The sequence below is a fragment of the Corynebacterium lubricantis DSM 45231 genome (assembly GCF_000379425.1).
Classification (GTDB): domain Bacteria; phylum Actinomycetota; class Actinomycetes; order Mycobacteriales; family Mycobacteriaceae; genus Corynebacterium; species Corynebacterium lubricantis.
The window spans coordinates 34371-48302 of sequence record NZ_KB902190.1 but is presented as its reverse complement, the minus strand read 5'-3'; the positions used below and the strand labels follow the sequence as shown (position 1 = coordinate 48302).

Sequence of the window (13932 nt, the reverse complement as noted above, 5' to 3'; positions counted from 1 at the left end):
GACCAATGTCGTGGGGATCTTCCCTGACCGTGATTCGGTGGTCCGGTTGGTCGGGGCAGTGCTGGCTGAGCAGCATGAGGACTGGATGCAGCAGCGTCGGTACATGCCTCTGGCGATGCTGTCCTCGACGGCGGAGATGCTGGCGAAGGCCCGGGCAGCTGACGGCGTCGGCGTCGTTGTCGGTGACGGTCAGGAGGCTCTGGTGGCGTAAGGAATCCTGTTCCGTCAGCGGTCAGTTCATCGCTGAGTCAACCGCTGGCGGATACACCACTCAAAAGGACTTGACCGGAACCATCGTCGTATTCGGCGGATCCGAGGGAAGTGCCAATCACTTACTCTCGCGCGAGCTCCAATCCGAAGGCTTCGACGTCATCTCGGCTTACTACTTCGGCCAACCAGGTCAACAGGAGCAACTAGTTGAAGTGCCACTAGAGATTTTCGACGAGATTTTGGCGCGTGTCGACGAAGGACCGATCACCGTCATCGGAACCTCGAAAGGGGCGGAGTTGACGGCGAATTTGGCCGCGCGTTACGACGAGATCGACCATATTGTTTTGTTTGCTCCTGCTGAATACACCTATGCTGGCCTGTCCTTTGGCGGGCCTGACCAGTTCAGCAGTTTTACTTATGGGGGCGAACCGGTGGAATTTGCACCATTTCCCACTCAGTATGATGGCGCGTTCACCATGCTCAGCAGGACATTCCTGGGTCTGCCAGTTTCTTATCGAGCATCGTATGAAGCAGCTGCCGCGTCGGCACCAAAAGGCGCGAAGATTGACCTTTCAAAGTTCACGGGAACCGGGCTAGCCTTTGCAGGTGATGCTGACCCGATGTGGCAATCCGAAGTTGCGGCGCGAGACCTTTCGGCCGCGGTGCCGGGAATTGAAGTGGTTGTATATTCCGGCGCGGGCCACCTCTTCGCCGAGGACATTACGAAAGTCTATCCGGGCTGGGAAACCATGCTTGGGGGTACTGTTGAAGCAAACCGGAATGCAAAGCACGACTCCGATGCAAAGCTGCTCACTGCGTTACTGACGTGGCACCACTGATCGGCGCATGCGCACACCTTTCCACAGAAGCCACACGATGAGTACCACTTCTCCGAAGAAGGACACCGTAGATATTTCGAAGCCAGGGGTGAATCCAAACCACACGGCAAGTGCATCAGCAACATAGCCGACTCCGGCAATGAACAGCAGAACTCCGACCCACGTTGGCAACTCAGCGGATCTATAAAAGGAGGCAGCCATCAAGAACAAATGTATGCCGAACAACAGGAGCGCCCGATCCCAGATGTAGTTGAAGGAATCGGCATCGCGGGCAATGAGTAGGTAGACCCCAGCGCCGAGAAGAGCGATTGCATAGATAATCCGAAGAATTGCGGAGCTGAGCGCGAGGTTTTTGCCCCCTGACCTGGTGACATAGAACAGGGCTACAGCTACCGCAATATCAAGGAGGCCGACTAGAAGAGCGATGACTCCGGCCAGAGTGAGAGAACCATTGGGAAGCGCGGTAAGAAACCCAATAGGGGAGAGAACAGCCATGAGCAGCAGGCCGAAACCTGCGACGAGGTAAGAGTGTGACAGGTGCATGAGGAACTCCCAGCGAGTCGGGTCAAAAGAAAACGATCCTTCCGGAATCAAGTATTTCGGAAGAATCGCTGTTCGGCTGGGTGCTAGTCCAGAGTGCTAATCCTTGTACACTTCTTGGGCCATGCGGAAGGCTGCCCACGCTTTCGGCCAGCCCGCGTAGAAAGCCGCGTGAGTGAGAATCTCGGCCATTTCTTCTGCCGTGACTCCGTTATTCTTCGCGCGTTCAATGTGGCTTTGGAGGGAGCTATCCAAAACGCCGCTGGACATCAGAGCGGTCACCGTGATCATGGAGCGATCGCGGGCTGAAAGCTTGTCTTCCCTGGCCCAGACCTGACCGAAGAGGACGTCGTCGTTAAGCTCGGCGAACTTTGGCGCGAACTCTCCGAGGACGTCGCGCCCGGCTGTAACCTTGTCTGCCATTTCGGGCCTACTTTCCTGCGAACACAGGGAACGCGCTGTGATCGCCATAGTTGCCAGGAGCGGGTTTGTGGTCGGGGTTTTCCGTTGAAGGGGTAGGGGCGGTCTCCACGGACATGGTAGGGGCCGACACCGTAGTTGATGTCGGCCCCTGGTGCTCTTGCGGCGGGATTACTTAGCTGTCGTGATCACCCTCCTCGCGATTCGCCTTGGCCAGGTGACGACGCATGTCGTAGTCACCGATGTGAACCCGACGCCCGTTATTGAGCCGGCTGACCAACGAATCCGCCCCGACCCGGTTGGGCAACACCTCCACCCAGTACGCGGCGGATGACTGCGAGGAAATGATCGTCGGGAGTCGGCCATCACGGTCGATTATGATCTTGGTCAGGTCTTCTTGCCCGCGTTGGTCAATGCTCAAGGTGAGGAAGTCGTCGATGATGAGGACATCGACATTCATCAACTTCGTCATCGCATCGGCATACCGTGGATCCGTCGGCGAGTAGACCGCAAGCTTCGCGACCAACTGATCCAGCCGTGAGTTTGCCACGGAAAACCCGGCCTGACACGCGGCGACACCGATCGCGCAGGCAATATAGGTCTTGCCGGCCCCGGCAGGGGCAAACAGGTGCACATTCGCCGGATTCTCCCGCCAGTTCGTCGCGGCCACGCGCTTGAGCTGGCGTTCATTGATACCACGCTCAGCAGCGTTGATTACCTCACCCAGGCTGGCCTGCGGATAACGAAAATGCGCCTGAGTGATGGCCTTGGCGATGTTGCGTTCACGACGCTGGGCGTCGGTGGCGTCGACCGCGCGCAGGAAGATCTCCTCCGGTAACGCATCGGCGTACTCGTCACTGGTGACCAGGTCGAAGAAGTTCTCCGCGAACCGCGACAAGCGCAGTGAGCGGAGTTTTCTCTGGGTCGTTTCATCGATGTCGGTCATGAGCTACTTTCCCTCCTGCTCATCATCGAAGTGACTGGCCGGGCGGATGAACACCGCATCCGACAACTGGGACAGATCCACCTGCCGCGGCGCACCCGGTGCCGGAGGTGATGTTGTGGTGGGCCGGGCGTGGGCGATGTCGGCCTGGATGCGTTTGATCACCGACATCGTCGGCACCAACTGCTTGTCCACCAACTGCGCGCACGCCGGTTCCAGGGTGGTCTTGTCGTGCTTGCGGCCGAGGTTGGCCAGGATATTGCGTGACAACGTCAACCCGCGGGGCACACTCGCGCGGTTACGGTCAAGGATCATCGTGATCACCGTGGTCGTGGCCGGCCCGAAGGAACCCGCCCACGCCATAAGCTCATCCCGGGTGAGCACATTATGCCCGTCGGCATCCCCGGACGGTCCGTGGGTGACATCGGTGCTGTAGCGGTAGCGAAACCCATGCATGCGGGTGTGTTCGGCCACGAGCCGGTCACCGTCGAAGATGCTGACCAGGTCGGTGGTCAGCCGTGCCCGTAGCGTCTTGCCCACCAGTGCAAACGGCACCGAGTAGTACTGGTAGTCACAGCTGATGTGCCAGTTGCGGTCGGCTTTCACACTGCGCCAGGACACCTCCGTGAATGCCAAGTCGGGAAGATCCCGCATCATCGGCGCTTCGTCCTCATTGAAGCGCTGGCGGCGGGTGGATCCGTCCGGGCGAGTCATGGAGTCGTTGATGTCGGCCAGGCGCTCGGCGATGGCGTCGTTGAGCTCATCAAGGGTGTAGAACTGTTCACCGTGGAAGTACCCCAGGATGCGGTTGTAGGCGATCTGCACGGCTCGTTCCACTGCGGCCTTGTCCCGGGGTTTTCCTGGCCTGGTGGGCACGATCGTGATGTCGTAGTAGTCGGCGAAGTCCGCGTACCGGCTGGTGATCGCCCGGTAGGAGGAGCTCTTTTTCGGTTGGTAGGTCGCCGTTGAGGCGTTGTCGGGGACGATGACCGCGGGTAGTTTGCCGAGGTAGTTCAGGGCCTTGACGTGGCAGTCGATCCAGGCGCCCATCTTTTCGTTGGCGGCTGCGACCGCGAACATCAGCCCTGAGTAGGGGCAGACACCGATGAACAGGGATGCCTTGAATCCCACCCGGCCGGTGGCCTGGTCGTGGACGGGGATCTTGTCGCCGGCCCAGTCGACGTAGAATTCCTGACCTGGCTCGTGGTTGACGACGTCGACGAGGTCGTTGGCCTTGATATACGCAGCCAAGCCGTCGCAGAACTGGGAGTACTGGTACTTCGACAGGCCATCAGTGGTGGGGGCGGCCAGGTAGTCCATCCACAACGTGTGCCTGGTCAGATGCTGGTTGTGGGTGAGCTTGGTGGCCAGTGCCTTGAAATCCGGCTGGTCGTAGCCCTTCGATCGTCGGCTGCGGTGATCGGTGAAGGTCTCATCGAAAAACGTCGGCGGCAGCTTCAGGAAGCTGTCCGGCGTGATGTCGTGGTCGTCGATGACCGCCTGGACCTTGGCGATGTCCCGATTCGAGCAACCCAGGGCCGCTGCGATGTAGGAGTAGCTGCGGTTGTCCAGACGTAGGGCCATGATCTCTTTGAATTGAGCCATGGGAGGTATCTCCTTGGTATGAAACCGTGTCGCAGCCCTGCGGGGTGCAGGCGCTGCCACCAAGAAGACTTCCCTAAAATCACCGGCCCTACCGGATACGTAGAAGGGGCCTACCAACTACGCGGACATCCCCGACCAACTACCCCGAAATGGCAACAGGCTGGTTCTTGGGGCGTCGGTGACTTGATTAGAGCCGCCGTGGAGAAAGGAGCGGCACGCATCATCATCGGGCTGGGTGGAAGTGCAACCACCGATGCGGGCTTCGGGATGGCTCAAGCCCTTGGAGCGGAGTTTGTCGCTGCTGATGGCACGCTTATTACCAAGGTGTGCGATATCGGTAGTGTTGCCAGCGTCTGTCTGGACAATGTTGATGTGCGATTGTCAGCGGTGAAGTTCGTCATTGCCTCGGATGTGCGTAATCCGCTCACAGGCACACAGGGAGCAGCAGAAGTGTACGGCCCGCAAAAGGGGCTTGATGAATCCGACGTAGTTGAAGTTGACGCTGCCATCGAAAAATTTGCGGAAGTCGTTGAGCAGGAAGTCGGTGAGGCTGGACTAGCTGATCAACCAGGTGCGGGTGCCGCCGGCGGTTTAGGTTTCATGGCTGCGGCACTTCTCAAGGCGGAGGTGCGCTCGGGCGTGGATTTGGTCCTTGATGAAACCAGTGGAGAGCGCTGGCTTGAACTAGCCGACCTACTTATTACTGGTGAGGGTAGAATTGATGCGCAAACTCTCAGCGGTAAAGCGCCCGCCGGCGTCGCAGAGCGTGCCCGCGCGCGCCAAATTCCGGTAGTCGCGGTGTGCGGCCAGCATCAACTCGATGGGACATCGTCCAGCGATATATTTGACGCGATATATAGCTTGACCGAGTATGAAGCTGATGTAAACGAGTGCATCCGTAATCCGCTGCCCATTCTTAAACGCATTGGCCAAGACATTTCAGTACGCCATTTGGCCTGAAGTCCTCGGGCGCAGCTGCGACGTAGGAGACGCGCTCGTCGCTAAGCGCCCGCGTAGGACCCGATGCTCCACACGTTTCCGTCGTGGTCGCGGACGGCTGCGCCGCGTCCGCCGTACGGTTTGTCGTTAGGCTTATCGACGACGGTCGCTCCGGCATCTACTGCTCGGGTGAAGGAGGCGTCGACTTCGTCGTCGTTGTCCACGACGATGTAGCAGCTGGAAGATCCCACCTGGCGGTCTAGCTCTGAGGCATCACCTCGAGCGGAACCGAACATCACCCCGCCACGCAAGTGTGAGAATTCGGCGTGCTCGACAACGGAGGAGTCTTCGGGGTTACGGATGAGGAGGTGTTCGGTGAAGCCTAGGGCTTCCAGTAGGGCGATTGTGCGATCGACGTCGGTGGTCCGGAATGCGGGAAAAACCGTGGTGTTCATGGTTCCCATTGTGCCGAATTGCGGAGACTGCTGCGTCCACAAAGCAGCGGGCGGTTTAGTCCCCGCCGATCACCCCGCGGACGTGCTCCACGATCGGCTTGATGGCTGAGGGGTCTCGAAAGTCGATGACCTTGCCATAGGACTCATACATCATTTGTGACTCATGGTCGCCCTTGGCTGCTTGCCGTTTGGCCAGCCGCGTAACTATCCACATCATCGCTCGGTGCCTACGGGACATGCGCGGATAGTCCAGTCCGCCACGGACATGAAACCACGTCATGCGGGAACGGATACTTTCCGGAAATGCGGAATCAATCACTGACCGATACGCATTCACATTCTTGGGGTTCTCGGGATCTGATGCGCAAACCGTCACCCCGATGAGCGGAATCTGCGGTGACTTGTCGACAAGCTTGGCAAACTCCTTAGCTCCCAGGAGACCGCGGGCATAAATGGGACAGACCAGAACTACAGCGGAAGCCTGCGAAATGTTGGGGTAGGGGGTGGCATCAAGATCGAAAAGGGCACCGCCTAGTTCTTCAGAAAGCCACTCTGCATAACTTTTCGAGTGGCCGTAGTGGCTGCGATAGGTGATGACCGGGTGGATCGGATAGTCCTCCATAACCCCGAGTCTATGCAGTACCCTTCGAAAGCTCCGGGCAAACCATTGTGGCCGCTTTAGCTAGGCTGGGGCTGAACTCTTTCGACACAAGGAGCTTTCCCACCATGAGTTTCAACGTCTATCTTTCCGGCGAGATTCACACCGATTGGCGCGAGGAGATCCGGCGCGGCGCCGAAGCCGTCGGCCTCGACGTCGTCTTCACCGCACCAGTGACCGATCACCCCGCGAGTGATGCCGCCGGTGATCACCTGGGCGAAACCCCGAGTTCGTACTGGCGTGATCACCAGTCCGCCAAGGTCAACGCCATCCGCACCCGCAGCTTGATCAGCGATGCTGACCTAGTGGTCATTCGATTCGGTGATAAGTACAAGCAGTGGAACGCAGCCTTCGACGCCGGCTACGCCGCAGCTCTGGGAACGCCGTACATCACGCTTCACGACGAAAACCTCGTCCATCCTCTCAAGGAGGTCGACGCCGAGGCGCAAGCCTGGTGCACGACTACTGATCAGGTGGTGGAGACATTGCGTTACGTGCTCAGGGATTAGTTCACGCGGATTAATCTTCAGTGAGGGATTCGGTAAACGGTGGGCAACCGTGTCGTCGTTCCCCGTACTTTCGGGTCCTGAGGGGCAGCGAAGATCATGTGATTTGAGTTTCAATGAATAAGTCCGATCAGGTTTTCCAATCGGCCGGGTCGGGTGACTGTCCGGAAAAATCCCTGACTCCTAAGAAGTGGAGACTCATCCATGACTAAGTCTTTGGCCACCTACATCGCTCTACCTGGAAACACCGCCGAAGCCTTCCGCCACTGGCACGAGGTGTTTGGAGGTGAGTTGAACCTACTGACGTACTCCGAGACCCAGCTTGAGGGTATGCCGTTTACTCCCGATCCCGATGCTGTTGCGCATGTCACCCTGGAACTTCCCGGCGGACATCTCGCCGGCGGTGACCAGATGCCGGGTGAGGCAGCCTCTCCGGTGGAGGGCACCTGCTACTCCCTCCTGTATAACGTTGACACTCCAGATGAGGCTCGCGAACTCATTGACAAGCTCGTCGCCGGCGGCGGCGAGGTCAACATGCCCTTCGATCAGGCGCCGTGGGGTGACTGGTACGGCCAGGTCTTCGACCGCTTCCGCGTGATGTGGGCGTTTAACGTGCCTGCCGCTAAGTAGTTGCTCAGCGCGTATATATGACGTCACAACACCCAAGGGGCGGGCAGCGGATATTCCGGTGCCCGCCCCTTGGGTGCAAACATTTCGTAGTCACTCAACAGTAAATTCAGTGCACATGACCTGTACTTTTGTCGGGAGGCGGAGCAATAATCTGGCGACGGTGCCGGTCTTGGACCTCGCCTAGATGCTGACCTTCTCGCTTTCTTCCGCAGATTCCTCGCGCCGGGACAGTTTGGACGGCCACCAGACCTTGGGGCCGATGTCGTAAACCAAAGCCGGGACGAGCAGCGAGCGGACGACGAAGGTGTCCAGTAGAACGCCGAAGGCGACGATGAACGCCAGCTGCACCAGGAAGAGGATGGGCAGCACCGAAAGCGCGGCAAACGTTGCGGCCAACACCACGCCGGCCGAGGTGATCACCCCACCGGTCACCCGAAGGCCACGCAGGACGCCGGCGCGGGTGCCGTGCTTGAGTGACTCCTCGCGCACGCGCGTCATGAGAAAGATGTTGTAGTCGATGCCGAGTGCGACAAGGAAGATGAAGCCGAACAGCGGGACGGTTGGATCCGCGCCGGGGAAGTCGAAGACGTGATTGAAGACCAGCGCCGACACTCCCATGGCTGTGCCGAAGGAAAGCACCGTGGTGGCCACCAGCAGCACTGGTGCCACGATCGAACGCAGCAGCGCCATGAGGATCAGCAGAATCACGACTAGCACGATAGGGATGATGAGGTTGCGGTCGTGCGTGGCGGTGTCGTTGGTGTCGATCGCCGTCGCGGTCACACCGCCGACCAACGTCTCGCCCTCAAGATCGGCGAGCTGGTCCCGTAGGTCGCGCACCGTCGACTCCGCCTCCGCAGAGTCCGCCGCGTCGGTGAGCGTCGCCTGCAGGAGCACCTGACCGTCGATGACCGTCGGCTCCGGGCTGGCGCCGGCGATCTCCTGGATGGTGCCGCTCTCGTCGATGGGCGCGGTGCCCGACGGCGAGTCCTGGGCGGTGACCGTCACGGAGCTCAACCCCTCGTGCTCGGCCAGCACGCCGGCAGCATCTGCGACGTGTGTGTCGTCGACGAGCACATACACCGGCGAGCCGGAACCGCCGGGGAAGTGCTCGCCGAGCGCTTCCTGCCCGTCGCGCGCCGCCGACTGGCCGAGGACGAGCTCGGACTGCGGTACACCTGAGGCCTGCAGCTGCGTGGCGCCGATAGCCCCGAAGGCGAGGACGATGGTGGTCAGCAGCCACACGGCTCGGGAGCGGCGTTCGACGAGCCGGGCCACTGCGGCCCAGGGGCCGGTCGTGGAGGCGGCGGCGTCCTGTTGGTCGTCCGCGTCGTAGTGGGGCCGGCGCGGCCAGAAGGCCGCCCTGCCCAGCAGGTAGAGGACGGACGGCAGGAAGGTCAGGGCCGAGAACATCGCGAAGACGATGCCTATCGACGCCACCGGCCCGAGCGTGCTGTTCGACTTCAAATCACTGAGCAACAGGCACAGCAGGCCGGCGATGACCGTGCCGCCGGAGGCGAGGATTGGCTCGACGGAGCCCTTCCAGGCTTTGAGCGTGGCGTGCCAGGCGTGCTCTGTGTGTCTGAGCTCCTCGCGGAAGCGCGCGACATAGAGCAGCGAGTAGTCGGTGGCGGCGCCGATGACGAGGATGAACAGGATGCCCTGGGTCTGCCCGCTGAGCAGGAGGATCTCGGCGTAGGCGAGCCACCACACGACAAGAAGTGCGACGCACAGGGCGAAGACGCTGGTCGCCAGGACGGCGAAGGGGAGCAGGAGGGAGCGGTAGACGACGATGAGGATGAGGAATACAGCCGCAAGCGCCACGGCGAGCAGGAGGCCGTCGATACCCGCGAAGGCGCTCGAGAGGTCGGCGCTGAAGCCGGCCGGGCCGGTGACGTAGGCGCTCAGCGACGGGTCGAGCCCGTCGGCGAGTAGTTCGTCGAGCGCTGCGACGGCGTCGGCGGTGTCGGCCTCGGAATCGAGGGGAATGAACGCCTGCGCGGCAAGTCCGTCCTCGGAGGGGATCGGCGGGGAGGGCTGCTCGGCTACGACGTCCAGCTCCGCAGCCTCGTCGATGGTGGAGGTGATCGCGCCGAGCTGGGTCTCATCGAGTTCATCGTCGCCGACGATGACGACGATGGCGGGAATCGCGTCGGAGTCGTTGAACTCGGAGAGCTTCTCCTGGACCACGGACGCGTCCGCCGACTCGGGGAGGTAGAGGGTCTGGTCGTTGCTGGAGACCTCGCTGACCTTGCCGAAATAGGGTCCGCCGACGGCGGCGCCGGCGAGCCAGGCGACGATGAAGATAGCTGGAATGAGGACCCGCAGCCAGCGGGGGACGTTTGTGAGCATGTGGTCGCCTTTCGGCCGAACGAAATTTATCTGGATAGGAGAGTTGCTAGCCTAGCATAGTATATTGGAGTGCTATGATGAGCGCATGAATGGGACGGGGCCCGTGGGGCAGGCCAACGAGGGCGAGGGGCTCCGAGGAGCTCGGCAGTCGCCGGGCTTCTATGACGTTGACAGTAATGACCCGAAGCATGAATTGGTCAATCGCGAGCATCTCTCCGCGGAGGAGCTGACCCAGATTAACGCCTTAATGGCGGCGATGGGGGAGCTACGACGGGCGGAGGAACGCCTCAGCGACGCCTCGCTCGAGTACATGAAGTTGGGCAAGACCGATATGCGGGCCCTTCACTACCTCATCGTTGCGGGCAACACCGGGGAAGTGGTCACAGCCACGACCCTGGCCGCGCACCTCGACATCACGAGCGCCTCGACGACGAAGCTGCTCGATCGGCTCGCGCGCGGCGGGCACATCACACGCACTCCGCACCCAGAGGACCGCCGATCCACGCAGATTCACATCACTGAGGAGACGAAGCAGGCGGCGATGCAGACCGTTGGCAAGCAGCAGGCCCGCCGATTTGCCGCCGCGGCCAGGCTGAGCCCCGCAGAACGCGAGGTGGTGACCAAGTTCCTCCGCGACACCGCGGGAGAACTCGCCGCGGACATGGACTGGAGTTAGTCGGCTAGCGGTCAGCGAGGTCGCGACGACGAAAACCGGCAAGCCCGACGAGCGCGAGCACAACGGCCAGTCCAGTGAGTACGAGGAGTGGAGCGACTTTCACGTCTGCCTCGGGGACAAGCGGAATGTGCCACAGCGGGGAGATGCCGCGCGCCCAGTCGGGCAGGTTGAGGAGCTCGCCGAGGAAAGAGACGAGTGCCGACCAGGCCACCAGCAGCCAGGCCAACAAGGTAAAGCGTGGAGCCCACCCATAGAGGGCGAGGGAAAGTCCGCCGAAGAAAAGTACCACAGGGAGGTAGGCCGCGGAGGCCAGAGCCGTCTCGCCCAGCCATGCCCAGTCCCCGGTTGTGGCGCTGACGCCGGCCCCGACGCCCAGGCCGAGAACGACGGTGACCAAGATAGACAGGCTGGTGATCACTGCGCCCCAGCCGGCGATGAATCCGGTGCGCGAGGTGCCCGTCAGCAGGACTTTCTCCAGGCGACCGGCGTACTCCTCGCCGCGGATCGCTAACACCCCGCCCACCATTAACGCCGCTGGAGCGAGCATGTTGAACGACAATATGACCGCAGCGAAGGATTCGGTGAGTGAGTCCACGTCTAGGGGGACCCAGCTGGCGAGGTCCGGAGTCGACTCAACCATGGGTTCCAGCTCGTTGGCGAGCGAGCCCATCGCCGCCGCGAGCAGGAATAGTCCCACGCCCCAGGCGATGAATCCGCCGCGGCGCAGCCGCCAGGCCAGCCCAGCGGGCGAGAGTAGGTAGCGGTGGGCCTCGGCCGGGCCGTCGGCACCTGCGCGCAGGCCGGCGCCGAGGTCGCGACGGTGGTTGAGTGCTGCAGCAATGAGGAAGAGCAATACAGCCACGCCCAAGGAGATGAGAAGTGGCCACCAGCGCAGATCGACGTAGAGGCGGGTCTGCTGTGCCCAGGCGAACGGGGAGAGCCAAGACAGCCAGGATCCCTGGGGGTCGATGACGTCGCCGATGCCGCGCACGACGAAGGCCAGCGCAATGAACCCAAGGGCTGTGCCTCGGGCGGGGCCGGCGAACTCAGAGACCTGCGCGGTGACAGCGGCAACGCCCCCGAAAACCATGCCGGTCAACCCGGTGGCCACGCCGAAGGCGATCGAGTCGGTGGTCGCTGCTCCGGCGGCGATCAGTCCGGCGGTGACGGCGATGGCCACGAGCAAGTTGGCTATTACCAAGGTGAGGACCGTGGCAGAAGCAGGGGCGAAACGGCTGATCGGCAGTGCGCCCAGCATTTCAAGGCGGCCGGATTCCTCCTCGGCGCGGGTATGACGCACGACGAGCAGGACGCTCATGATGGCCGCCGGCAGGAAGACGTAGAGGGAGAGCTCATTGGCCAGGGCTGCACCCAGGGTGTAGTCGTCGGTGGCGAGCAGTGGTCCGGTCATCATCACCGCGGCGGGGTTGTGCAGCAGTTGGGCGCGCGTGGCCAGGGCCTCCGGGGTGGGGTAGGCATCCTTGATTGCTATGACCGAGGCCCACACCAGGATGAAGAACCCGAGAAACCACGCGGGCAGCTGGATGCGGTCGAGCCTTAAGTTGAGGCGCAGGAGCATGCCGGTTCCGTTCATGGCTGTCATGATGCGTCCTCTTCTTGGGCCTCCGAAAGGTCGTCGCCGTAGTGGCGCAGGAACAGGTCCTCCAGCGAGGGCGGAGTAATAGTGAGATGTTCGACATCTAACCGGTGCAGCTCAGGCAGCAACTCGGCGATGTGGGCATCGTCGACGTCGAAGGTGAGCCGGTCGCCTTCGACACGTAGGTCGTGCACGGCATCGAGCCGTGTCAATTGCGTGGCATCGGCCTGCGTGCGGGCGGTGACCTTGGAACGTGTGAGGTGGCGAAGCTCCGTCAGCGTGCCGGATTCGACGTCGCGTCCGGCGCGGATGATTGTCACTGTGTCGCAGAGTTTCTCCACCTCGGACAGGATGTGGCTGGATAGCAGCACCGTGGCACCGCGATCGCGCAGTGCGCGAACCTCCTCGGTGAAGGTCGCCTCCATGAGCGGATCCAGTCCTGAGGTGGGCTCGTCGAGAAGAAAGAGTTCTGCGTCGGTGGAAAACGCCGCGACGAGCGAGACCTTCTGCCGGTTGCCTTTGGAATAGGAGCGGGCCTTTTTCGTCGGGTCGAGGTCGAAGCGTTCGAGTAGTTCAGCGCGGCGCTTTCGGTGGGTGGTGCCGCGTTGGTGGCGGGTGAGCACGTCGATGGCTTCGCCGCCGGTGAGGCTCGGCCAGAGGTTGGTGTCGCCGGGGACGTAGGCAACGCGGCGGTGTAGCTCGACCGCATCGGCCCATGGGTCTAGGCCGAGAACCTTGGCGGATCCGGAGTCCGCGCGGAGCATACCTAGCAGCACGCGGATCGCGGTGGACTTGCCGGAGCCGTTGGGGCCTAAAAATCCGGTGACCTGGCCTGTGGGCGCGGTGAGCGAGAAGTCGTCGAGGGCTCGGGTGGTGCCAAAGGTCTTGGTCAGGTTGGTCGTGACAATCGCGGGGTGGGTCACGGTGTGCCGTCACTTTCTGGGGTTGCGTTCTGGGCGGTGAGGTAGGCGTCGAGAAGCGTGGAATCGGCCAGCAGTGGTGTGGTGTACAGCTCGAGGACGGGTCCGACGATGCGGGCGGAATAGTCGGCGAACCAGCGCGGCAGATCGTTCAGGTCGAGGTGCTCGGATTGGGCGGGCAGTTGGAGAAGCAGCGCGCCGAGAGCCTGCTCGGTGAGAACCCGGGCCCGTGCCTCGGGCGCGCGGCTGGGGCTGACGGTTCCGTCGCGCTCGCCCTCAGAGAGGTAGGCGAGTGCGTCCTCGGCAAAGGCGTCGACAAGCTGGCTTGTGAGTTCTCCGCCCTCCTGGAGGCGGCGCAGGATGTAGCCGGCGAGCGGGGCGAAGTCGTCGACACGCGCGAGGTCGGAGAGGAAAGCCGCTGGGCCGGCTGGGCCGGGCGCCAGCGTCTCCGACTTTCGTGCGCGGGCCTCGGCGAGGACGTGCTCGTCGCAGGCGCGGCGCAGGACTTCGGCGGAACCGAAGTGGTGGATGATCGTTCCGGCGGAGACGCCAGCCTCGGCGGCGACGGCGCGCGGGGTGAGGCATGCCCACCAGTGATGATGGTGGGGAGCGACCCAAAACTCGGGTTTTTGCAGAATCCTG

At 61.9% G+C, this 13932-nt stretch carries 16 protein-coding genes; 6 read left to right on the top strand and 10 right to left on the bottom strand.

Translation table 11 applies throughout. The annotated features are described in order from the left end of the window. Together A37O_RS16085 and A37O_RS14755 are read left to right on the top strand one after the other, a co-directional pair. The coding region (locus A37O_RS16085) for a transposase (protein ID WP_018295694.1) at positions 1-211 on the top strand (211 nt) is incomplete at its 5' end. Continuing rightward, positions 183-1049, top strand: coding sequence for an alpha/beta hydrolase (locus A37O_RS14755; protein ID WP_245533797.1), 867 nt, complete (start codon positions 183-185; stop codon positions 1047-1049). The genes A37O_RS16085 and A37O_RS14755, both read left to right, overlap by 29 nt. On the opposite strand, the gene A37O_RS14750 is transcribed toward A37O_RS14755, so the two are convergent. From A37O_RS14750 to istA, 4 genes are all read right to left on the bottom strand, one after another. Further along, positions 1029-1592, bottom strand: a complete 564-nt coding sequence (locus A37O_RS14750) for a DUF4386 domain-containing protein (RefSeq protein WP_018296477.1) — start codon at positions 1590-1592, stop codon at positions 1029-1031. The genes A37O_RS14755 and A37O_RS14750 overlap by 21 nt on opposite strands. Before the next feature lie 96 nt (positions 1593-1688). After that, the gene (locus tag A37O_RS0105390; RefSeq protein WP_018296476.1) at positions 1689-2012 is read right to left on the bottom strand and encodes a carboxymuconolactone decarboxylase family protein; all 324 of its coding nucleotides are present in this window, start codon (positions 2010-2012) and stop codon (positions 1689-1691) included. 172 nt (positions 2013-2184) lie between these two features. Further along, positions 2185-2955: an ATP-binding protein gene (locus A37O_RS0105385; RefSeq protein WP_018296475.1), complete on the bottom strand. Its 771-nt coding sequence runs from the start codon at positions 2953-2955 to the stop codon at positions 2185-2187. A gap of 3 nt (positions 2956-2958) precedes the next feature. After that, complete coding sequence (istA, locus tag A37O_RS0105380; RefSeq protein ID WP_245533796.1) at positions 2959-4674, bottom strand: IS21 family transposase; 1716 nt, start codon at positions 4672-4674, stop codon at positions 2959-2961. Between istA and A37O_RS14745 the strand changes: the two genes are divergently transcribed. Continuing rightward, on the top strand, positions 4576-5517 hold the full coding sequence (locus tag A37O_RS14745; RefSeq protein WP_083912598.1) for a glycerate kinase: 942 nt from the start codon (positions 4576-4578) through the stop codon (positions 5515-5517). The two genes, istA and A37O_RS14745, sit on opposite strands and share 99 nt — an antisense overlap. 41 nt (positions 5518-5558) lie before the next feature. Here the strand turns inward: A37O_RS14745 and A37O_RS0105370 are convergent, their stop codons facing one another. Both A37O_RS0105370 and A37O_RS0105365 read right to left on the bottom strand, forming a co-directional pair. Next, a complete protein-coding gene (locus tag A37O_RS0105370; RefSeq protein ID WP_018296472.1) occupies positions 5559-5951 on the bottom strand; it encodes a VOC family protein in 393 nt (130 codons plus the stop codon). A gap of 55 nt (positions 5952-6006) precedes the next feature. Next, on the bottom strand, positions 6007-6573 hold the full coding sequence (locus A37O_RS0105365; protein WP_018296471.1) for a flavodoxin domain-containing protein: 567 nt from the start codon (positions 6571-6573) through the stop codon (positions 6007-6009). 104 nt (positions 6574-6677) lie between these two features. Between A37O_RS0105365 and A37O_RS0105360 the strand changes: the two genes are divergently transcribed. Together A37O_RS0105360 and A37O_RS0105355 are read left to right on the top strand one after the other, a co-directional pair. Beyond that, on the top strand, positions 6678-7118 hold the full coding sequence (locus tag A37O_RS0105360; RefSeq protein ID WP_018296470.1) for a YtoQ family protein: 441 nt from the start codon (positions 6678-6680) through the stop codon (positions 7116-7118). Between the two features lie 201 nt (positions 7119-7319). Beyond that, positions 7320-7745 (top strand): VOC family protein, encoded by a 426-nt coding sequence (locus A37O_RS0105355; RefSeq protein WP_018296469.1) that lies wholly within the window; start codon positions 7320-7322, stop codon positions 7743-7745. A 180-nt stretch (positions 7746-7925) separates the two neighbouring features. Here the strand turns inward: A37O_RS0105355 and A37O_RS0105350 are convergent, their stop codons facing one another. Beyond that, on the bottom strand, positions 7926-10097 hold the full coding sequence (locus A37O_RS0105350) for an MMPL family transporter (protein ID WP_018296468.1): 2172 nt from the start codon (positions 10095-10097) through the stop codon (positions 7926-7928). A gap of 85 nt (positions 10098-10182) precedes the next feature. Between A37O_RS0105350 and A37O_RS14740 the strand changes: the two genes are divergently transcribed. Beyond that, complete coding sequence (locus A37O_RS14740) at positions 10183-10773, top strand: MarR family winged helix-turn-helix transcriptional regulator (RefSeq protein WP_018296467.1); 591 nt, start codon at positions 10183-10185, stop codon at positions 10771-10773. A gap of 4 nt (positions 10774-10777) precedes the next feature. On the opposite strand, the gene A37O_RS0105340 is transcribed toward A37O_RS14740, so the two are convergent. Genes A37O_RS0105340 through A37O_RS16970 form a run of 3 tightly spaced genes read right to left on the bottom strand, consistent with a single transcriptional unit; the run spans position 10778 to position 13925 of the window. After that, on the bottom strand, positions 10778-12376 hold the full coding sequence (locus A37O_RS0105340; RefSeq protein WP_018296466.1) for an ABC transporter permease: 1599 nt from the start codon (positions 12374-12376) through the stop codon (positions 10778-10780). Beyond that, entirely contained in the window at positions 12373-13293 is a 921-nt protein-coding gene (locus A37O_RS0105335) for an ABC transporter ATP-binding protein (RefSeq protein ID WP_018296465.1), read from the bottom strand. The genes A37O_RS0105340 and A37O_RS0105335 overlap by 4 nt, the downstream gene beginning before the upstream one ends. Continuing rightward, on the bottom strand, positions 13290-13925 hold the full coding sequence (locus A37O_RS16970) for a TetR/AcrR family transcriptional regulator (RefSeq protein WP_425386896.1): 636 nt from the start codon (positions 13923-13925) through the stop codon (positions 13290-13292). The genes A37O_RS0105335 and A37O_RS16970 overlap by 4 nt, the downstream gene beginning before the upstream one ends. Between the last annotated feature and the right edge of the window lie 7 nt (positions 13926-13932).